Origin of the sequence: Bacillus capparidis (assembly GCF_017832095.1) — a bacterium.
Classification (GTDB): Bacteria; Bacillota; Bacilli; order Bacillales; family Bacillaceae; genus Bacillus; species Bacillus gobiensis.
In genome coordinates this window covers 1,193,062-1,213,835 of the sequence record NZ_JAFDST010000001.1, presented here as the reverse complement: position 1 = coordinate 1,213,835, position 20,774 = coordinate 1,193,062, and the positions used below count along the sequence as shown (strand labels likewise).

At 35.6% G+C, this 20,774-nt stretch carries 24 protein-coding genes, 1 tRNA gene and 1 pseudogene; 20 read left to right on the top strand and 6 right to left on the bottom strand.

The window, feature by feature from the left end; genetic code table 11:
• Positions 1 to 310: 310 nt before the first annotated feature.
• On the bottom strand, positions 311 to 1,522 hold the full coding sequence (locus JOC74_RS06200; protein WP_211086083.1) for a hypothetical protein: 1,212 nt from the start codon (positions 1,520 to 1,522) through the stop codon (positions 311 to 313).
• 279 nt (positions 1,523 to 1,801) lie between these two features.
• On the opposite strand from JOC74_RS06200, the gene JOC74_RS06195 reads away from it, so the two are divergent.
• The 5 genes from JOC74_RS06195 (at position 1,802) to JOC74_RS06175 (ending at position 6,528) form a co-directional block, all read left to right on the top strand.
• Complete coding sequence (locus tag JOC74_RS06195; RefSeq protein WP_211086082.1) at positions 1,802 to 2,383, top strand: recombinase family protein; 582 nt, start codon at positions 1,802 to 1,804, stop codon at positions 2,381 to 2,383.
• A 120-nt stretch (positions 2,384 to 2,503) separates the two neighbouring features.
• Positions 2,504 to 2,701 (top strand): hypothetical protein, encoded by a 198-nt coding sequence (locus JOC74_RS06190; protein WP_211086081.1) that lies wholly within the window; start codon positions 2,504 to 2,506, stop codon positions 2,699 to 2,701.
• 776 nt (positions 2,702 to 3,477) lie between these two features.
• Positions 3,478 to 3,915, top strand: coding sequence for a very short patch repair endonuclease (locus JOC74_RS06185; RefSeq protein WP_312883776.1), 438 nt, complete (start codon positions 3,478 to 3,480; stop codon positions 3,913 to 3,915).
• Between the two features lie 141 nt (positions 3,916 to 4,056).
• On the top strand, positions 4,057 to 5,457 hold the full coding sequence (locus JOC74_RS06180) for a DNA cytosine methyltransferase (RefSeq protein ID WP_211086080.1): 1,401 nt from the start codon (positions 4,057 to 4,059) through the stop codon (positions 5,455 to 5,457).
• 114 nt (positions 5,458 to 5,571) lie between these two features.
• Positions 5,572 to 6,528 (top strand): hypothetical protein, encoded by a 957-nt coding sequence (locus JOC74_RS06175; protein WP_211086079.1) that lies wholly within the window; start codon positions 5,572 to 5,574, stop codon positions 6,526 to 6,528.
• Between the two features lie 350 nt (positions 6,529 to 6,878).
• Here the strand turns inward: JOC74_RS06175 and JOC74_RS06170 are convergent, their stop codons facing one another.
• The gene (locus tag JOC74_RS06170; RefSeq protein ID WP_211086078.1) at positions 6,879 to 7,175 is read right to left on the bottom strand and encodes a hypothetical protein; all 297 of its coding nucleotides are present in this window, start codon (positions 7,173 to 7,175) and stop codon (positions 6,879 to 6,881) included.
• Positions 7,176 to 7,346: 171 nt separating this feature from the next.
• Complete coding sequence (locus JOC74_RS06165; protein ID WP_211086077.1) at positions 7,347 to 8,093, bottom strand: putative immunity/bacteriocin fusion bifunctional protein; 747 nt, start codon at positions 8,091 to 8,093, stop codon at positions 7,347 to 7,349.
• 696 nt (positions 8,094 to 8,789) lie between these two features.
• Here JOC74_RS06165 and JOC74_RS06160 point away from each other — a divergent pair.
• A tRNA-Arg gene (locus JOC74_RS06160) sits at positions 8,790 to 8,863 on the top strand.
• 130 nt (positions 8,864 to 8,993) lie between these two features.
• On the opposite strand, the gene JOC74_RS06155 is transcribed toward JOC74_RS06160, so the two are convergent.
• Positions 8,994 to 10,223 carry an MFS transporter gene (locus tag JOC74_RS06155; RefSeq protein ID WP_053603471.1) on the bottom strand — a complete coding sequence of 410 codons (1,230 nt, stop codon included), beginning with the start codon at positions 10,221 to 10,223 and terminating at the stop codon, positions 8,994 to 8,996.
• A gap of 126 nt (positions 10,224 to 10,349) precedes the next feature.
• Between JOC74_RS06155 and JOC74_RS06150 the strand changes: the two genes are divergently transcribed.
• The 3 genes from JOC74_RS06150 to JOC74_RS24070 all read left to right on the top strand — a co-directional run bounded on the left by JOC74_RS06150 (position 10,350) and on the right by JOC74_RS24070 (position 13,485).
• The gene (locus JOC74_RS06150; protein ID WP_053603470.1) at positions 10,350 to 11,033 is read left to right on the top strand and encodes an ArsR/SmtB family transcription factor; all 684 of its coding nucleotides are present in this window, start codon (positions 10,350 to 10,352) and stop codon (positions 11,031 to 11,033) included.
• Positions 11,034 to 11,112: 79 nt separating this feature from the next.
• On the top strand, positions 11,113 to 11,682 hold the full coding sequence (locus tag JOC74_RS06145) for a VanZ family protein (protein WP_053603469.1): 570 nt from the start codon (positions 11,113 to 11,115) through the stop codon (positions 11,680 to 11,682).
• Positions 11,683 to 11,988: 306 nt separating this feature from the next.
• The gene (locus tag JOC74_RS24070; RefSeq protein WP_053603468.1) at positions 11,989 to 13,485 is read left to right on the top strand and encodes a recombinase family protein; all 1,497 of its coding nucleotides are present in this window, start codon (positions 11,989 to 11,991) and stop codon (positions 13,483 to 13,485) included.
• Between the two features lie 30 nt (positions 13,486 to 13,515).
• Here JOC74_RS24070 and JOC74_RS06135 read toward each other — a convergent pair.
• Positions 13,516 to 13,863 (bottom strand): annotated as a pseudogene (locus tag JOC74_RS06135) (sigma-70 family RNA polymerase sigma factor); the annotation flags it as partial.
• Between the two features lie 266 nt (positions 13,864 to 14,129).
• Between JOC74_RS06135 and JOC74_RS06130 the strand changes: the two are divergent.
• From JOC74_RS06130 to JOC74_RS06100, 7 genes are all read left to right on the top strand, one after another.
• Positions 14,130 to 14,504 (top strand): hypothetical protein, encoded by a 375-nt coding sequence (locus tag JOC74_RS06130; RefSeq protein ID WP_053603467.1) that lies wholly within the window; start codon positions 14,130 to 14,132, stop codon positions 14,502 to 14,504.
• An 83-nt stretch (positions 14,505 to 14,587) separates the two neighbouring features.
• A complete protein-coding gene (locus JOC74_RS06125) occupies positions 14,588 to 14,935 on the top strand; it encodes a hypothetical protein (protein WP_053603466.1) in 348 nt (115 codons plus the stop codon).
• A gap of 156 nt (positions 14,936 to 15,091) precedes the next feature.
• Positions 15,092 to 15,664, top strand: coding sequence for a TetR/AcrR family transcriptional regulator (locus JOC74_RS06120; protein WP_053603465.1), 573 nt, complete (start codon positions 15,092 to 15,094; stop codon positions 15,662 to 15,664).
• A 13-nt stretch (positions 15,665 to 15,677) separates the two neighbouring features.
• Positions 15,678 to 16,019, top strand: a complete 342-nt coding sequence (locus JOC74_RS06115) for a DMT family transporter (protein WP_053603464.1) — start codon at positions 15,678 to 15,680, stop codon at positions 16,017 to 16,019.
• Positions 16,020 to 16,334, top strand: coding sequence for a DMT family transporter (locus JOC74_RS06110; RefSeq protein ID WP_053603463.1), 315 nt, complete (start codon positions 16,020 to 16,022; stop codon positions 16,332 to 16,334).
• Positions 16,335 to 16,467: 133 nt separating this feature from the next.
• A complete protein-coding gene (locus JOC74_RS06105) occupies positions 16,468 to 17,193 on the top strand; it encodes an SGNH/GDSL hydrolase family protein (RefSeq protein ID WP_053603462.1) in 726 nt (241 codons plus the stop codon).
• A 38-nt stretch (positions 17,194 to 17,231) separates the two neighbouring features.
• Positions 17,232 to 17,411, top strand: coding sequence for a hypothetical protein (locus tag JOC74_RS06100; protein ID WP_211086110.1), 180 nt, complete (start codon positions 17,232 to 17,234; stop codon positions 17,409 to 17,411).
• Between the two features lie 97 nt (positions 17,412 to 17,508).
• Here the strand turns inward: JOC74_RS06100 and sda are convergent, their stop codons facing one another.
• Positions 17,509 to 17,649, bottom strand: coding sequence for a sporulation histidine kinase inhibitor Sda (sda, locus tag JOC74_RS06095; RefSeq protein ID WP_053603461.1), 141 nt, complete (start codon positions 17,647 to 17,649; stop codon positions 17,509 to 17,511).
• A gap of 344 nt (positions 17,650 to 17,993) precedes the next feature.
• Here sda and JOC74_RS06090 point away from each other — a divergent pair, with 344 nt between their 5' ends.
• The 4 genes from JOC74_RS06090 to yhbY are packed head-to-tail and all read left to right on the top strand — an operon-like array spanning position 17,994 to position 20,761.
• On the top strand, positions 17,994 to 18,512 hold the full coding sequence (locus tag JOC74_RS06090) for a YqeG family HAD IIIA-type phosphatase (protein WP_053603460.1): 519 nt from the start codon (positions 17,994 to 17,996) through the stop codon (positions 18,510 to 18,512).
• A gap of 6 nt (positions 18,513 to 18,518) precedes the next feature.
• Entirely contained in the window at positions 18,519 to 19,619 is a 1,101-nt protein-coding gene (yqeH, locus tag JOC74_RS06085; RefSeq protein WP_211086076.1) for a ribosome biogenesis GTPase YqeH, read from the top strand.
• A 16-nt stretch (positions 19,620 to 19,635) separates the two neighbouring features.
• A complete protein-coding gene (aroE, locus tag JOC74_RS06080) occupies positions 19,636 to 20,484 on the top strand; it encodes a shikimate dehydrogenase (protein WP_053603458.1) in 849 nt (282 codons plus the stop codon).
• Positions 20,471 to 20,761 (top strand): ribosome assembly RNA-binding protein YhbY, encoded by a 291-nt coding sequence (gene yhbY, locus JOC74_RS06075; protein ID WP_053603457.1) that lies wholly within the window; start codon positions 20,471 to 20,473, stop codon positions 20,759 to 20,761. Before aroE ends, yhbY begins: the two co-directional genes overlap by 14 nt.
• Positions 20,762 to 20,774: the final 13 nt, after the last annotated feature.

The window sequence follows — 20,774 nt, the reverse complement described above, 5'->3', positions numbered from 1 at the left end:
GGCTCTCCTTTTCACTTGTTGGAACGGAATATTGATTGTGGTCTGGAATTCAAGCAGCTTAATAAAACTCGTCTTATTTATTATTCTGCTATCAAATACATTATGACTTGAATTGGTTGAACCTTAATGTGAATTAGTGCAGGCCAAATTTTAAATTACAAATTTAGCCTGCACTGCACTCCTTGGGTGTAACGTAACCCACAAATTAGGGCTACAGAGATTAACCATTTGGACGGGCTGCCAAGCCGTTCCGCTCTTAAAGCTCTTAAAACTGAAGATTGTATGATACATTATGCTAACGATAGAGTCATTATATTAATTCCATTTGAGTGATATCTTTGTCAGTTATATATCTAATTTCTAGTATTTCTTTAAACATATCTCTCCTATCATCATTAGATTTATTTGTGAAATCGGTGTTTTCATACCAGCTTATTAATGCTGCTTTTTGTTTCTCATTGAACTCATTATTTTGATTGTAAACGTATAACCCGGCAATATATGTTATATAATCTATGCGTCTTGGAGGGACAAGCTCGTTATCGTCAATAAACTTAAACGTCTTCTCTAAACCATCTAAAGTAAGGTCGAAGCATTGTTTCAATTTATCGGTTTCTAATGAGCATAGCTGGTTTTCTTTTGTGTCTGAGGCCATAGGGGTGAAGTTGCGTACATGATTCTCTCTTTGTGTTACAACTTCATAGGCAGTGTTTAATGTTGCTATAGGGATTGATACTTCGGTATTTTTTTGGACAAAAAGAGAATCATAACCATTTGCCTTCATTTTTGAGACAAATACGTCAGTATAATCAGAATAAATATCCATACCTCTAGCCAGTAATTTTGCAAATTTAAGCTGTACGCTCGATACACGACTTCCTGCATTGTTAAGTACTTCAAACCAATGTACTTGTTCTGCTTCGGTTAAATCTTCTGCAATATTCACTGTATAGTTGTAATCAAATAACTTACTTCTTACTGACATAAGGACATCTTTTACTTCTTGTTTCATTAAAAAGTTATTGCTGTTTGTGTATTTGAAAAATTCGCTAATATCTTTGTTCAACAATTTCCCAACAGGTATTTGATGATTTTGTATTTCTCCACTCACTTCATAAAAATACCCTCTCCCGATATCTAAAACAACACTTCTAAAAGAATCGTCATCGCTATAAGCTTTGAAGTTGCATGTTAGGCGTTGTTGCCCATCTGTAATTGAGTGCTTACCTTGAACATTTCCATCAATTAGCTTTCTGTCAATAAATGTGACCTGTTCTACAGCAATACTAGTGTCTAAGATTTCATTAATTGAAATTGGTGAGACAGGGGCTTTACCTAGTAACTGAAAATTTAATAAATCAATATTTTTTTGTAATGTCCAACGTATTCCAGATTGATAAAGTGGCAGTACAATTTGTTTACTTTCAATTCTTTCACATAGGTTTTTTATTGTTATCTGATAAGACCTCTTTGTTGGATTAAATGATATTGCTTTTAAAAGTTTTTTGCTTATGGTTGCCATTATTAATCACTCCTAGATATATTTGGTATGAGTGTAGTTTAAAACAGCAGCTTATAAAAAACAAGTGATTTTTCTGAAAAAACATACTATTTAGAAAGTGCTGCACCTAATCCCCTTTATTTAATAATATGAAATTTAAAAGTGCTGCACTTAAAAATGTATATTAGGTGACAAAACTTAAAAGTATTGACACTGTTTTTGTAATGTAATATTATCAAGGTATCAATAAGTGACAAAACATAGTGACGTAAATGAAGCGAGAAAAGAGGCGTTTAGATAATGAAATATGGATATGCAAGGGTTAGTACTAGAGGACAAGCTGCAAATGGGAATTCATTAGAAGAACAAGTTAGTAAGTTGGAGAATGAAGGTTGTGAAATAATCTATCAAGAAGCTTTCACGGGAACAAAGACAGATAGACCTAAATTTAAAGAATTGCTATCTTTACTAATTGAAGGCGATACTTTGATTGTTACTAAGTTGGATCGTTTTGCAAGATCAACAATAGATGGTATTGAAACTGTAAAATCACTATTTGAAAAAGGTGTAAAGGTTCATATTTTAAATATTGGGTTAGTAGAGAATACACCTACAGGAAACCTTATATTTACTGTTATGAGTGCTTTTGCACAATTTGAAAGAGATATGATAGTGGAACGTACACAAGAAGGTAAAGCAATTGCAAAGCTACGAGATGATTTTCGGGAAGGAAGGCCAAGAAAACATACTAAGAAACAAGTAAAACAAGCTTTGAAGCTTCTAGAGACTCATTCATACAAAGAAGTTGAAGAGATGACAGGCATAGGTAAAAGAACACTTATCAGAAGAAAGAATGAGTACAAAGCAAAGAGCCTAGATTAAGAAAACAAGCCTTATATAGTTATTAGTTTAGCTTACGAAAATGTTATAATTAATAATGAATGAGAATGTATATGATTTAACTAATTGAAATAATATTGCGAACAAATAGGAGATGATAAAATGCAAGGGATCTTAGGAGCAATAGGGAAAACATTAATCTCTTTACAAGAGCAGGGTGAAGTTATCATTGAAAGAACAGAAGAACTTTATATGGATGAAATACTTTATTCCGTTGAAAAAACTTTAATAGATGTAAAGGCTGCTTATAAAATTGAAGAATTAGAAGCTAACTTAAAGATTAAGATAACATTACAATAAAAGAGATACAATAATAATTCATGGAATTATTCAGAAAAGACAGCGGTAATAATATCTCGCTGTCTTTTTGAGTTGGTTGGAAATGAAATAGTTGAATAGAACGAAAAGTTGTAACACAAAAAGGTATAAACCGATAAGAGTTAAAGATTAAGAATAGCAAAAATATAGGGGGGTGTAACCGCTAAGTAGGAGTTGAACAGTTTCTGCTAGATAAGACTGAACACTTTTTACCAATTCGAAGCATCTGCTTTACATGGAGAAGTGTGCATGATAGCCTTGGTGGCTATGCGAACTTCTATTGTGATGCGGCTTCGCTTGGAAATCTTGCACGCAGAGGCTCCATGTCAAGCAATTATAGGCACACGCTAATTTCCAGAAAAGTGTTCACTCATGTTTAGCAAAAAGTGTTCAATTTCGCCAAGCGCTTACAGGGGGCTATTTTTCACATTTTACAGCCGGTATTTATTTGAATAGGGAGATAGTTGGTAAGCACACGTCACAATTATTTCACTCTGTCGATCAGATAATAAAATATCGATTTTATTGGGAAGAGCTTACCGTCTTCTTTGAAATGGGTTGTTTACATAGACAGACTATTCCTAATAGATGCGTCTTTACATAGAATAGTTTAGGTAAGGAAAAGTCTTATGCTTGTCTAGAGAAAATATGCGAGTTGTTGATGATCCAATGCTATCAGAATTGTATAGCTTGGCTTTCTTGTCTTATTTTTTGATTAAAGGGTATATATATAAAACTTAGTGAATAGAGGTGAGGTTGTGGAATTTTCTGAAGAAGGCAGAAAAAATATTATGAGGTCAGTTAAGTCCAGATCAAAATTGGAAGATAGGGTTTCAAAAGAGTTATGGAAGTATGGTATCAGATTTAGGAAAAATGATAAGAAGTTATTTGGGAAACCCGATATTACCATTAAAAAATACAAAATCGTCATATTCATTGATTCATGTTTTTGGCACCTCTGTAAATTGCATGGGCATTTCCCTAAGAGTAATCCAGAATTTTGGAAGGAAAAACTTCTTCGTAACAAAAAGAGGGATGAAGTGGTGACTGATTATTATGAAAGTAGAGGTTGGAATATAAAAAGGATCTGGGAACATGAAATCCAAGAAGATTTTGATAAGGTAATCAGTGATACAGTGGTTTTTATTAATAATGCAAAGAAACACTTTTTAGAAAAAGGCAGAGTAAGAAAATAAGACTTTTCGAAAGTAATCACAAATTCATGCCAAATTCATGTATAATAAAAATTTAGACATTGATATAATCTATGAAAACCCTGGACTTTTCGAAGATTTCCTATATAATATGTGTATACTAATCACCAAGGAGAGGATAGAATGCCATATGCAATAGATTTATTCTGTGGCGCAGGTGGTATGAGTGAGGGTTTGATCCAAGCGGGATATCATATCCTATTTTCAAGTGATATAAGCGAGGATGTTGAAAGAACTTACACACATAGACATGAACAATTGGGCCTTCATCAAGGGCAAAATACTTACTTTCATCGAGCAGATATTTCCCAATTAAATGGCGATTTTATTTTTCAAAGCATACACTCCCTAGAGATTTTCCAAGGACATGAAATACCTGAAATTGATGCGATATTTGGAGGTCCGCCCTGTCAAGGATTTAGTCTTGCTGGGAGAAGAAAGAAAAATGATCCCCGAAATATGCTGTTTAGGGAATATATTAGAGTGATAAGCGAAGTACAGCCAAAGTATGTGGTGATGGAAAATGTTGAGGGTTTTCTTTTCACCAAATTAGATAATTTTATAGGGGTAACTGGAATAAACTATCCAGATGATACATTGGTAACTGAATTGTTAGCAAATGAGTTGAACGCAATAGGATATAGGGTATTAACACCTAGATTATTAGATGCTTCTAATTATGGAGTTCCGCAAAAACGTAGAAGGGCTATTTTTATTGCTTTCCGACATGATCAAGCTCCTCCTCAATATCCTGAAGTAAATGAAAATCAGGAAATTGTTACGGTACAAGATGCTATTTCTGATTTAATTATTGATAATGCCCACACAATCAATAATGACAGTTTAACCAATTATCAAGTAAGGTCTAATTTAGGTAGGACTCCAAGAATTTTAAATGCTAATCGGCATGGCATTGAATTTGGTGATCCGATAGCACACCGTGGGCCAATTCAAAACCATGATTTGTCAAGACATAGTGAAGCTGTAATTCAACGTTTTAGCTTGTATCGTGAAGGTGAGAATACGTCGACAGTTTTAAATCGAATCTTAAACAATGGATTGGAGAATGTTCTGTTTAATTACCCAGATCTTCTTATAGAATGTTTTAATAAACAGGATGAATATAATGACTTAGTTAGCTTGGCAGATGCATTAGAGGATGGGTCTGCTGGAGAAGATATTGTTAAGAAATTTTTGTCTAAAAAGGGGAATAGATTAAGATATAATAGAAATCAGCCTGCTCCTACAGTAGTTACATTACCGGATGATTTTATTGTCCCTTTTGAAAATCGGATTCCTACTGTTAGGGAATTAGCAAGACTACAATCATTTGATGATAGTTTTGAATTTCGGGGTAAAAGAACAACGGGAGGAGTTAGAAGGAGAGTCGAAGTCCCGCAGTATACACAGGTTGGAAATGCTGTCCCTCCTTTGCTTTCCAAAGCCATTGGATTGAAAATAAAAGAAGCATTAAATACGGAAAATAATACTGACACACTTGAAAATGAGTTTATTATAGTATGATAGACTTAGATCGTTATTTTTAGACACCAGATTACACTTAATCTGGTTTTTTTTAATATTTTTTTGTAAAATTATGTTTGTATTCAAAATTAATGAAAATCGGGGGAATATTTAATGAGTCAAAACATTTGTGAATATTTGAGGGAGGAGGCTATAAAAGGATTATTTGAATTAACCACTGTTAAAAAGGCTTGGCCAACTTGGCGTCAAGAAATTACCAATCGTATTGGTAATTTAAATGCTCCATTAAATATAATAAATTTAGGAGACCATTTGTCCGAGGTATTTAGATCTACATCTTCTTCAGGAAGGTCACAAGCATCTATTTCGGGTGGAGGTACAGGTTGGGAAGCACTTGTATGTTGGTATCTGAATCTGTGTCTATTGGAAACAAGAACAGTCGTTATAAAATTTAAAAAATCATTAATTCCCAAACCTGTTAGGGAGGCGATAACTGTTCGTTATGGTACTTTTCCATCTAACACAGAATCAGATTTAATAGCAATAACCTTTCCGAATAAAGAAGAATATACTACAATGGATAAGTTTGCTATTCAGACTAGGGACACTCAAGGTGATTTAATTCCTCCTGCTACCAGAGGTGGGAAATTTAATTACTCTAATATTATAGACTCATTAACTGATAGGGATTTTAATGAATTGGAAATTGGGATAATTCAGTGTAAAACAAATTGGAATGATAACGCTCAAATACCAATGCTTTGGGATATGATTTATTCATCAACTGGTTTCGAAGGACATAGAATAACAGTGGGTTCTTCTGCCTATTCTATTAAAGATATTCATCGATTTACTTATTCCTTTGTTACTGTGCCAACTAGCTCGGATGGGGGAAATGACATTAAACCATCGAGTACCTGTGTTAAAAGGGTTCAAAACTTAACAGGAGGAAACTATTGGGGTAAACCAACAGTGCCTTCCATAGCAAATTCGATTAAAGAGATTTTCGGAAAGAACTTTTCTTCAGCATCACCTACTGCGTTAAGAAATACATTAGCTTCAGCAATGGGGCAAATTGGCTCAACATATTCGTACTTTAATTTAGTATAATCTGTTTAATATAAAAAGTCCAGGGTTTTATATGTTTTTTCTACTTCTTTAAAGATCTATATGATTGTGTAGCAAAAGTTTAATTTGAAATAGTTGTGAAATCAACATAATGAAGAATACGAAGTGCTAGATTGGGATTATGATATTAGCCACACAAACGAAAGAGTAGCCATTTAACCTCACTACTTTCATAAAACAACATCAGACGAAAAAGCAGCTAAAGAAAAACTGATTATTTTTCTTACTGCTTTTCTTTTTGGCTCTGTTAAATTTTAACGTTGATAATTTGATAAATCTAAAGGAAACCCAATTTTTATGGTTTTCCCAATCTTGTTTAACAAACGTTCCCGTTATTTTAATTTATCATTTTCTTTCTCTTCATAAAAAGCCTCAACATAATCAATGCCTTTATTTTTAATCATCACCTTAGCTCTATCATTTTCATCAACATCCATATGAATATATCCAGATGTAAGTAGATAATGATATGCTAAATGTTTTTCGCTATTCCTTTCCCCGATTAACTCTTTTCTTTTGGTGAATAAAGCTTGATTTTGAGTAGGTGGATGAAAATAAAGGTCATAAAGCTGTTCTAAAATTTCTAATCTTATTTTCTTTCTTTCTTTAATCTCATTAACGTTTAGCATTTTATCGTTCCTTTTCCTTTTCATTTATGGATAAGTACTAAGATGAAAGTTCCTATTATCTTTTTTACTTACTGAAATATCATAATAAAAAACAAAGCTGAAAAGACAAATAAAAATAATTGTTAATTAAAGGATAATAAAACCCTTCCAAATGGAAGGGTTGCTTTTATTTTAATCACCATTAACACTACATACAGCCGTCATAGCAACTGCACAAGCGACATCGCAAACCGTACCCGCTATAGGATTCAATAAAGTATAAACCAGACAGAATTGAATACAAGCGACCACTCCAGCCATTCCGCAAGCAAATGCTTTTCCATTCCAAGTGAATCCTTGGGTCGACACATCGCCTTCAGTATTATTATAATCTTTGCCATATACCATAAAGTCATTATTATTATTTTGAATCAAAACATCAATATCATCTTTGGCTTCAGCTTTAGGAGGGATCTTCTCAACTGTGAACTGGAAAAATTCATCTGTTGCTGAACTGTATCCAAGTGTATATATAACCACATTCCCTGCCTTATCTTTTAGCCCGCCGTATACAAATGACAAATCTGATTTAGTAAGACCTTTATCGATTGTAGCGTTTTCAAAAAGCAAACTTTTTCCATCCAAGTTAACTTCCTTATATCCTTCTTTTTTCAATTTTTTCAATAACTTTTTAAAGTCATTGTTTTTAGAAAGCGCTTTATTTTCTATTTTAGCAACGCCATCATTTGACAAGTACTTCGTTTCAATCCCCATTTCGTTCTTTAGTTTTACTTTTAATTCATCTAATGAAGTATCCTTTGAGCATTTACTGCATTTCTGTGATTGTTGTGTAGATTCTTGGGGTTCTTGTGCTAATGAGTTAAAAGGCATTATGACTATCAAAAACGACAGCAACACTAATAAACTCTTTTGCTTCAAATTTGTCACCCCTGTTTTTTTATTAAAAATTACGTAGTTACGTAATTTTTTACACTATTTTTTATTGTCCTCCCAAATACTTGCTATCGCATCATATTTCCATTTAATTAAGTATACTAATACGATTATAACCAACAATTTCAATACTGAATAAATAAGAAAATCATTCGTCATCATATCAGTTCCTTTAAAAGTCCCAATTAAATACTCCGTTACAGTCATGGCGACCCAACATAAAACACCAATTAAGGGAAGGTACTTTCTATACCACTTAAAGTTCTTTTTGGCTTTCTCAACTGTAAGTTTCTTTTTATTGATCACTTTATCACCCCTCACTTATAATTTTAGCATAACAAACAGGTTAGAAAAAATAGGTAATTTGTTGGGAATTTTATGGGAATAGAATTATAACTATTATGTGGGAAATCACTTAGTTAGCTATATTGATATTTCCATTTGCACTCATCAATTTCTCTTATCCTATGAAATTCAAAAAGTCCTCAAAATTGCGGGAATGTAACACCCAAAGAATATTGAATATGCAACAGATAGTAAGAACAGTGATTGTAGTAGGAAATAAGTATGTGATAAAATAAGGGAGAAATTCAGGACATATCCGAAGAGTAGCCGTCGGACTAAAGAACAAAAACAGGACAAAGGATAGTCCATAAACCTTAATATATCAAGCTCTTTTTTGTCCCAGTAGCTCAGCAGGATAGAGCAACGGCCTTCTAAGCCGTCGGTCGGGAGTTCGAATCTCTCCTGGGATTATCACCTCTTTTTTCTCGAAAAGGATGGGTAGTACCGAATACCAATATACGAGAAGAAGCCCACCAATGAGGTAGGCTTCTTTAATTAGGAAGGATATTTATGTAACGCTAACTTCTCGCTTGAAGATTTTTATGCACGTGTTTCTGTTTTTTTCATATTTGTTTTGTACTTATTAGGTCCAAAAAAGGCAAACCCACTAGCTGCCATACATGCAATTGCACTTAAAGCAAATGCTGATCTAGGTCCCCAAATTTCAGCAATCCATCCAACTGCTGTTCCTCCTATAGGTGCAGTTCCTAAAAAGGCAACATAATACATCGCCATCACTCTTCCACTCATACCATCTCCTGCATTTAATTGAAGACACCCCGAACAAGCTGTTAAGAACAAACTACTTCCTACCCCCATTAATCCAACTGTTATGAAGGCAACTGGCAGTGTGGGGGACAATGCTACTGCAACTATAGTGATTCCGAATACAGTGGAAAGAAGAGCTACCCGTTTTACAGTAGGGTCTTTCCAACTTGCTATCAAAAGTGACCCTATGACTGATCCGATACCAAGACTAGACATAAGTAATCCATACCATTCACCACTTTGTTGAAATGTTTGGGAAGTAAATAAAGGAAGCAACACTTGAAAGTTCAAGCCAAAAGTAGCTGTAATAAACATAATAAGTAAAGTTGTCCTCAATTTAGGATGATTCCAAATATGAATCAATCCTTCCTTCACCTGACCATGTTTGCGAGTTACTACAGACTCTACTTGTAGCTGACTTTTATTTATCTTTAGTAAAGCGATAATAACTGCAATATATGAAGCTGCATTTATTAAAAAGCAAACACCTACTTCTGAAATAGAAATCAGGATTGCTCCAATTACAGGGCCAATCACTCTCCCGCTAGTGCTAATCGTATTATTTAAAGCTACTGCATTTGTTAAATGTTTTGGCCCCACTAATTCTCTTGTGAATACTTGACGACCAGGTGTATCCAATGCATTCACACATCCCAATAAGAATGCGATAATCCATATCATCCATATTTGTACACTTCCTGTAAGAGCCAGTATTCCAAGAAGGAGCGCTAAAATACTTGATGAAATCTGAGTAAACATTAAAAGGGTATGCTTGTTCCATCTATCCACCAAAACACCACCATAAACACTTAGAAATAGCAAAGGTGTAAATTGAATAGCAGTTGTAATTCCAAGCATTAGACCAGAACCACCTAACTGAACCACTAGCCAGTTTTCAGCGACAAGTTGTATCCATAATCCTGATGTAGAAATGATTTGTGCAAAAAAATATAACCTATAATTACGGATGCTTAAGGAACGAAATGTCCTTTTCAATTTCACTTGGTATCGCACTCCTTCTATATTGAATTCATACAAAAAATAACAGCCACTCTTATTTTTAGTTATAATTATAGAATATAATGACTTAGACGACGATCGAAGTATGAAATATTTAGAGGTGATAGAGTGAGTGTAGAGCCAAGTGTTTCTGTTGTTGCAGCTTTGATAGCTGATAAATCCAGAGCTTCAATCTTAGAATCCTTAATGAACGGAAAATCCTTTACTGCTAGTGAGTTAGCCACTCAGACAAAGATCACAATTCAAACCGCAAGTTCTCATTTAGCAAAATTAGTTGAAGGAAATTTATTGGCAGTAGAAAAACATGGTCGTTATCGCTATTACCGATTGGCAAGTGTTGAAGTAGCTGAGATGATTGAAATGTTATCCTCTTTTGCACCAACACCCAAAGTTCAATCTTTAAAAGAGAGCAGAACTAAGGATTCCATTCATTATGCTCGCACTTGTTATGACCATTTGGCAGGTACTCTAGGTGTAAATTGGACACAATATCTACTTGATAACAGTTTTATTATCGAAAAGGAAAGAGACTATGTTTTAACTCAGACAGGTACTGCTTTTTTTCAGAGTTTAGGGATAAATATTGACCAACTTCAAAAGAAGAAAAGAGCGTTTGCTCGAAAATGCCTTGATTGGAGTGAACGTCGTTATCATCTAGCAGGTGCTTTAGGGGCTGCTGCAACTGACCATTTTATAGAGAATAAATGGGTAGAAAGAAATCATGAAAATCGGTCTCTTTTGTTAACAGAAAAGGGGAAGGAAAATTTTAAAAAATTAAATGTGAAAATGTAACGATCCTAAGATAAAGAAGGAACAAGTAGCTCTTTATAGAATTCTAATTATAGGATATTTCTTGAAAAAGGGTGATTAAATGATAAACGAAACCTTACCTTACGCAATCGGATTAAGCGTTTACATTGTTTTTATTATGGTAAGGGTTTACAAAGTGATTTTTTTAAAGAAAGCTCGTTATTCTTTAGAAAGAAGTATCTTTATTTTTGCAACATTTATTTACTTAAGTGGGGTAGTATCCGTTACACTTTTTCCGATTCCTGTGGACGCTAGATTAATAGCAGATAGTATCTCAGGTGGTTACGAGGAGCCACATAATTTTATCCCACTTTACTCAATAATTGGGATTTTAAATACTGGGTTTGAATCCATTATTCTTACCCAACTTGGTGGTAACTTAATCCTTTTATTCCCTTTAGGGTGTTTGATGCCATTGTTATCGAAATTTAACACACTAAAGAAAATTTTGTTGTTAGGTTTCCTAGTTGCACTATTAATAGAATTACTTCAATTTGGAATATCTCAGTTAATAGGCATTACATATAGAAGTGTTGATATAGATGATATTCTCTTAAACACCCTAGGAGCTGGTATGGGATATACCGCATATAAATATTTATATCTTAAGTTTAAGGAGCATTACTTGTAGGGTCACGTATAAATGAAGAATCGGTTTTCCCTAAATAATTCAGTGATTTGTTAAAAAGCCTTTTTCGGGATAAAAAGCGGACTTTTATAATTCAAAAGGAAGCAGGCTCATAGGTTAGGGCTTCTTTTTTTATCCTCTTTCTCATGGAGAAAACAGCCATTTGTACAACTCCAGTGAACATATCCATGAGTATGGGGGTGTTCATCATGAAGGTGAGGATTATTGAAGGACCACATGCTGACAAATGCGTTCATGCTTGCTATGATTATTTAATAAATCTCTACCGAAAGGAGATGGAGCGCCAACGTGATAGCGATTTACGTAAGGGTATCGACCGAGGAACAAGCGACCAGGGGATACAGCATAGAGAATCAAATAGAAGCTTGCATGAAAAAAGCAGGAACCCATGATGTATTAAAGTACGCGGATGAGGGGTTTTCAGGAGAACTAATGGAGCGTCCGGGATTAAATCGACTGCGTGAAGATGCGAAAAAAGGGTTGATTGACAAGTTAATATGTTATGATCCTGACCGGTTATCAAGGAAACTAATGAACCAGTTAATTCTTGATGACGAGCTGCGGAAACAGAAAATTACGATGGTTTTCGTCAATGGTGAATATGCAAACAGTCCAGAAGGGCAGCTCTTTTTCTCTTTACGTGGTGCAATTTCAGAATTTGAAAAAGCGAAAATTAAAGAAAGAACGTCTTCTGGCCGGCTATCAAAGGCTAAAAAGGGGAAAGTGGTGAAAAATTCAAATCTCTTCGGCTATGACTACAATAAAGAAAAAGAAACCTATGAGATTAATGAAGAAGAAGCAAAAATCGTTCGCATGATTTTTGATTACTATACGGATCCCAAAAGCAGATTCAAAGGAATTAATGGAATTGCTCTACATTTATCCGAGATTGGAGTTAAAACCAAAAATAAAGCAAAGGTTTGGCATCGTCAGGTTGTAAGGCAAATCCTCATGAATAGAGCTTATACAGGGGATTATGTGCAGAACAGGTGGGATACTGTTGGCTCATATGTAAGCAAACAATCGGGGAATAAATCCATTCAAAAAATTAAGCCTGAAGAAGAATGGGTATATATGAAGATTCCTTCAATTATATCGGAAGAACAGTTTAACTATGCTCAGGATCTATTAGGTCAAGGACGAAGAAGGTCAACTAATTACGGAAAACATGATTATTTATTATCAGGTTTGGTTAGGTGTGGCATATGTAATGGCACCATGACTGGGCGAAAAAGGAAATCTCACGGGAAAGATTTTTTTATTTACGAGTGTCGAAAAAATTATGCGGGTGCAAAGTATAAAGGCTGCGGCAAATCTATGAGCGAAAATAAATTAAATCGGTGGGTATGGGAAGGCGTTCAGGAATTTATAAATAATCCGGATAAAATTTCTGTCCATCAAGAAAAGAAAAAAGAAACGTACCAAAAAGAAGAATTAGAGATGATGAAGTTAGAAATTGAAAAAGCAAAAAAAGGCCGTCAGCGATTAATCAAGTTGATCAGCCTAAGTGATGATGATATTGATATAGAAGAAATTAAAGAACAAATGGTGGAATTGCAACAAAAAGAGAATAATCTTAAAGAACAGTATACACAGATGGAAGAAGAAATAAAAGGTGATAAGGAACATTCAGTCAGTCAAATAGCTCTTAAATCTGCAATTGATTATTATCGAACTTTTAAAGGTAAGAACATGACATTAGATGATCAGAGGGATCTAATTAGATTGCTTGTAAAGCAGGTCATTATAAAAGATTCAGAAACAGTGGATATCATCACTTTTTAGGGTACAGCATGCAATGCTGTACCCTATTGTTATAAATATCTCATTTTCTATACAGCGTGCAGCATAGGTGGCCAGCTTCGTTCCTTTACCGGACGAGTAGCTTTCGATCGCCTTTATAAGACCAATCGTACCGATGGAAATTAAATCCTCCGCATCTTCTCCAGTGTTTTCAAATTTTTTAACGATGTGGGCGACCAATCGAAGGTTATGTTCAATCAGCATGTTTCGGGCATGCTCATCCCCATTTGCCATTGATTCTAAGTATTTCTTTTCATCTCCGCTTGAGAGCGGTTGTGGAAAGGCATTATTTTTCACGTATGATACTAAGAAAACAAGCTCCTTAATCACAATCCCGAGCGTTGCTAGAATACTTGACATAATTCTTCACCTCCACAAAAGATCTAGGCACTTGCCTATTCGTACTATATGTGGAAGGGAGTTTGTTTGTGTCTGTACCACCTGAAATAGCTTTAGAAAGAGGAGATGAATTTATTTTTAAACGAGCAATTCAAAAAGTGATGATGCAGCATGCGTGGAGCGCAACAATTAATATATGTTATTAAAATCCGCATAGTACCTATTTATCTTGTCCAATTAACTTTGGCAAATGTGAATATAATATACTCATGAAAGGGGGAAAACTCATGAGCAACCCATGGTTTTCGAATAAGAATGATGGTAAAAACAAAAACCAAAGCCATGCAAAGTCAGACAGTGATTCAAAATCGAAGTCAGATGTCGAATTTGATTTTAAAAACGATATAGATACAGATGTAGACAGTCAAAACAAATTAAAAAACACAGATAAGAATATCAATGAAGCAAATGCCAAAATTATTAACAGCGGAAACTCCAAAGTTGACCTTAAAATAGATGTAGATTCTGATTCTAAATCAAAAGTTCGTTCAAAAGCTGAAGCAGATCAAGATCAGGATCAAAAACAAGATCAAGATCAAAAACAAGGTCAAGACCAAGATCAAAAACAAAAGTTAAAACAATATCGCAATTACAAGCATTAGATTAATATGATTCATTTAAAGGGGTATTCATTAGATTTATGAATGCTCCTTTGGATGTACTAGTTTTGAAAAGAGGACACTATATGGAAAATCACCAGATCCAAAATCGTTCCTTGCAGCAATTTGATGGATCAATAAAGGAAAGATCTATTAATGAAATTCAATCTAACCTTTCTTCATCTGTTAATCGCAGCGGGAATTCAGATGTTGATGTCAATGTAAATATTCAAGTGGATACAATGCCAATTGCACTCTCGTTACTATGTTTATCCTTCGCTAATAAACAATTATCTCGACAAGAATTTGAAACAGCAATTAAGGAACTAGAAAAGGTGACACGTCGTTATAAAAAACCTGAAGAAAAAATAAAGGAACTTTCAAAAGTAAAATTATTTAATGAAAATAGGAGTAATCGAATATGGGGAGGCTGACTAAGTAAGGTCATTATAGGTGACTTTCTGAGGTCAGCTTTTCTTTATAGTTATCAATTAACTTTTCTATACTGTTGATGAAAAAAAGAAATTAATTTGCATGACAAAAAATGTGCTACACTTAACCTAACGAACGGTAGGTAGGTGATTTCATTAATGACAGAAAAAATAAAAGAAGCCGCCCTGACATGCTTTGCGCAAAACGGATTTGCGGGTGCATCATTATCAGCTATTGCGAACGCTGTTGGAATAAAAAAGCCTTCAATCTACGCTCATTTTAATGGAAAGGATGAGCTTTTTCTTGAGGTGTTTAAGCTTGCGCTGGATCATGAGATCGCATTCACAAAAGCATATTTAGAAAATCAATACTCACTCGGCCTGGAAAGCTGTTTATTCGAATATTTGAACCAGCATAAACAAAGGTATGAAGACGATATGAAGGCGAAATTTTTTCTAAGAATGTCTTTTTTTCCGCCAAATCATCTATATGAAGAGGTGATGGCTGATGTCTACAGGTATTTAGATGAAATTGAAGCTCTGTTTCTTCCATTGTTTGAACAGGCGAAAAGTGACGATATTATTCGAAAAAATGTGAACAATGAAGTGCTCGTCAATGCTTTTATGGGAGTATTAGATGCCGTATCGATCGAAATGATTTACGGCGGAGACAAAAGAACAGAAAAACGAATCAATGCTTCCTGGCAAATTTTTTGGTCGGGAATTACGTAAGGAGCAATAATCAATGAATAAAAGCTGGATTTATATTTATTTAGCAGGATTAATCGAAATTCTCTGGGTAACTGGATTAAAATATGCCGATCATCTATGGGAATGGGCAACAACAGCAGGCTTGCTCGTTTTAAGCTTTTATTTGGTTATAAAAGCAGTGAAAAATATCCCAGCTGGAACGGCCTATGCGGTTTTTGTCGGAATGGGAACTGCAGGAACAACTCTCACCGGCATTTTGTTTTTTGGTGAATCCTTTCAGTGGATGAAATTAATTCTTATAACTACATTATTGAGCGGGGTTTTAGGACTAAAGCTCATCTCAGTAAACCGGGAAAAGAAAGGAGCTGATTCTTAAATGGAATGGCTTTTTCTTATGTTGGCAGGAATTTCTGAAGTGTTTGGGGTATTGTTTTTAAATAAATTAAGCCGAAGCAAAAAATGGTGGGATGGCTTGCTGCTTCTGGTTACTTTTACCTTTAGCTTCCTTTTGCTTTCAAAATCAATGGAAACAATTACGATGGGAACAGCATACGCCGTATGGACGGGAATCGGTACAGTAGGTGGAGCATTGGTAGGTATCCTGTTTTATGGAGAATCAAAGGATGTAAAAAGGTTGTTTTGTATTGGAGTGATTCTCGCCTCTGTTATCGGCTTAAAGCTTATTTCATAATAATGTTGATGAGTAAACAAACCGAATGCTTTGAACCTCTCAACTAATAAGAGAGGTTTCTTTATTTCCCTTACTTTTGAAACAAATCAGTATATAGGTTACCATATACGTAATCGCAATGGAGGGATAATGATTGAAAAAAGCATTAATACTTCTACTGCTTTTATTGGCAGCAGGCTGTGGAGGCAACCAGAAAGAAAAAATTGTCGCGTTTGGAGATAGTAACACACAAGGAGCGAATTGGAGCCTTCATCATTATGCGACTTCAGAAAAATGGGTGAACTTGCTCGGTAATTCACTTAGAGGGGAATATAATATCATCAATGCGGGAATTGCAGGAGAAACCACCGAAGACGCAAGGTATAGATTTGAAAAGAATGTACTAGATAATAAACCCAATTACCTGTTTATAATGTTCGGTACGAATGACGCAGCAATCTTTACCGGAAATGTTCCCAGGGTTTCAAAAGAGAGGTTTAAAGAAAATCTTTTGTACTTTGTGGAGTCCAGCAAAGATCGAGGAATCCAGCCAGTGCTGATGACATGTCTTCCGCTGATAGAAGGGACAAACCATTCATTATTTTATTATTCGATATATGATCCGAAAGCATTTGAACAAGTTGGAGGCGCGAGGGCTTGGCATAATTCCTATAATGAAATTGTCAGAGAAACAGCAAAAGAAACCAACGTGCCGCTTATCGATAATTGGAAGGCATTCGTTAAGGAAGCTGGCGGCGATACAGACAAGAAATTAATTGAATCAGGACTCATAGATCCTTCCGGCAATCATATGACCCCTAAAGGTGCAAGATTGGTTTATCATGAGATAAACGATCATGGGTATATTCAAGAACACTAAAGGACAAACGCCTAATCACATCCTGAAATTTGTTCATAATGTACTATAAAAAGGTTAGAAGGGATGTGGACGTTCTGTACGGCTTGCCTAACGATTATTGGCTATACCCGTATCCCGCCTATCCCCGTGATACAGGATACGGGTATGCTCTAATAGTCGTATTATTGGTGGTTTTGCTTGTTATTGGCGGCGGATTTTGGTTTTATGGGTATAAATAGCACCTCTTTCATTGAGGTGTTTTTTTTGATTGGAGTAGTAAGGTAAAGATGCAAATGATATAATATCTCTTTGGATCAGAAGGAATGATGTTTTCATTTATGAAGAACGGGATAAAACATGGCTAAGTGATCTTCGTTTGATTTCAATTTCAATGAGCTCAATAAACTCTTTGTTTAAATTCATTTCATTTGCTTTGTAGTAAGATTCGATAAGTAATTCATCAGACAGCTTTCTCATACTTGATACCCATTTAATGGGAATTGCACCTCCGATTTTAGGGTTCTATTGTTTGATGAAGAAACATAAACTGTTAGGTTTTAATGTATGATTAATCTAACATGAAAAATGGACAAGAACAACCGTTCTCTTATCCACATGGAAAAGTGGATAACTTGTGGGTATCATGTTTATAAATTAGCCAATATCAGATAAATTAAGTGTGGAGAATGTGTGTAATTTAATCCACACTGTAGGAAAACACCAAGAAATGTCGAAAACTTTTTAGAATATTCTTTGAATTTGACAGAATGTGATTGTGTTCGACATAATGAAATTTTCACGAAAGGTGTAGGTGCTGCCCTGTGCTGAAAAAGTTTTTTTTACCCGATGAATTTGTAAAAGATATTTTCGACATCACTCCAGACAAATTACGTGAACGAAATGTCAAAGGGATCATCACCGATTTAGATAATACATTGGTGGAATGGGATCGCCCGAGTGCCACACCGCGGTTGATTGAATGGTTTGCTGAGATGAAAGAGAATGGGATTAAAGTAACGGTCGTCTCGAATAATAATGAAAAGCGAGTAAAGATTTTTTCAGAACCGCTTGGGATCCCCTTTATTTATAAAGCAAGAAAGCCAATGGGCAGAGCTTTTCGAAAGGCTGTCAAAAACATGGAATTAAATAAAGACGATGTGGTTGTGATTGGCGATCAGCTGATGACAGATGTACTCGGCGGCAATCGGCACGGCTACCATACGATCCTGGTTGTGCCAGTCGCCTCTTCGGATGGTTTTTTCACAAAATTTAACCGCCAGATTGAACGAAGGATCTTAAGCGCCTTGAGACGCAGAGGCCACATTCAGTGGGAGGAATAACAGACAATGGAAAAAGTAGTATGTATCGGCTGCGGAGTTCCTATCCAAACCGATAACAAAGAAGAACCGGGCTATACTCCAGAGGCGGCGCTCTTAAAAAATGAAGTGATCTGCCAACGCTGCTTTCGATTAAAAAATTACAATGAGATACAGGATGTCTCGCTTGATGACAGCGACTTTTTAAAAATTCTTCATTCCATCGGCGAGACGGATTCATTGATTGTAAAAATTGTTGACATATTTGATTTTAACGGGAGCTGGATCAATGGTTTAAACCGATTTGTCGGAAAAAATCCTGTATTGCTTGTAGGGAATAAAGCCGATATCCTGCCTAAATCCTTGAAGAAAGACCGCTTGATCAATTGGATGAGAAGAGAAGCAAAGGAAAATGGGCTGCAAACACTGGATGTCTTCCTAATCAGCGCAGACCGCGGCCAGGGCATAAAAGAACTGATTCAGGCGATCGAATCTTATCGGCAAGGAAAGGATGTCTATGTAGTAGGTTGTACAAACGTAGGCAAATCAACTTTTATCAATAGGGTAATAAAAGAAGTATCAGGTGAGGATCAGGTTATTACAACGTCCCATTATCCGGGTACAACGCTCGATCTAATCGAAATACCTCTTGATGACGGAACCTCCTTGTATGATACGCCAGGAATCATTAACCATCATCAAATGGCTCATTACATCAATGCAAAAGACTTAAAGGTGCTTACACCAAAAAAAGAACTAAAGCCGAAAATTTACCAATTGAACGAACAACAAACGCTGTTTTTTGGCGGATTAGCAAGATTGGACTTTGTGTCTGGAGATCGTTCGTCATTCGTCTGTTTTGTACCAAATGCAATAGAAATCCATCGGACGAAGCTTGAAAATGCTGATCGGCTGTATGAGAAGCATGTTGGCGATATGCTTCAGCCGCCTGGCCCTGAAGATGTCTCTGAATTTCCGGAACTCGTTAAGCACACTTTTCAGATCAAGCAAGCAAAAACGGACATTGTTTTTTCGGGACTTGGGTGGGTAACTTTGCAAAGCGCGAACCAAACCATTGCTGCCTATGCACCAAAGGGTGTCCATGTCTTTTTGCGAAGATCATTTATATAGAGGGGAGTAAGAGGAAATGAAGCATCTATACGGACTAATCGGGAATCCAGTTTCTCATTCCATGTCACCGGATATTCATAATTCGGCATTTCAAGATTTGAATTTGAATTACTATTATCAAGCGTTTCATGTAGAAAACTCTGACTTGGCGGATGCAATAAAAGGTATCAAGTCGCTTGGCATTAAAGGGTTTAATGTAACCGTCCCTCATAAAGTATCTATCATGGAGTATCTTGATGATGTGGATGAGAGTGCCAAGCAGCTTGGAGCAGTGAATACCGTTTTGCATGAGAATGGAAAATTAATCGGGTATAACACAGATGGAAATGGTTTCTTACAGTCTATAAAACCGTCTCTTTCCAAGCCGCTTGAGAAAAATTCAATTCTTGTCATAGGCGCGGGTGGAGCGGCAAGAGCGATTTATTATACACTTTCAAAGTTCGCTCCCGAAAAGATTGATATTTGCAATCGGACACTTGAAAAAGCTGTATATTTGATTGAGCATTTTGGGGCAGGTCAAAGAGGCGAAGCTTTGACCATACAAGAAGCCGAAAGCAATCTTTCTGAATATGATGTTATTATTCAAACGACTACAATCGGAATGCATCCAGACACAGCTGAAAAGCCTATATCGCTTAAGATGGCCAAAGATAATAGTCTCGTATGTGATATTATTTACAATCCGTTAAAAACGGCATTGCTAAAAGAAGCAGAAGCCAAAGGATTGCAAACATTAAATGGAGTCGGAATGCTTGTTGAGCAGGCTGCCCTTTCTTTTCACATTTGGACAGGCATGAAACCAAATACTGAAAAAATGGCAGAAATTATTGTCGGAAAATTAGGAGGAGAACATGTTAACAGGTAAGCAAAAACGTTTCTTGCGTGCAAAGGCCCATCACTTGTCGCCAATTTTTCAAGTGGGCAAAGCAGGCGTGAATGAAAATATGATCAAACAATTAAATGATGCGCTGGAAGCGAGAGAGCTGTTAAAAATCAGTGTATTGCAAAATTGTGAAGAAGACACATCAACTGTCGCTGAAATGATTGCTGAAGGAACAGGGGCAGACATCGCCCAAACGATCGGCAAGACCATCGTTTTGTATAAAGAGTCTAAAGAGAACAAGCAAATTACGCTTCCATAATTGAGGCCTGAGG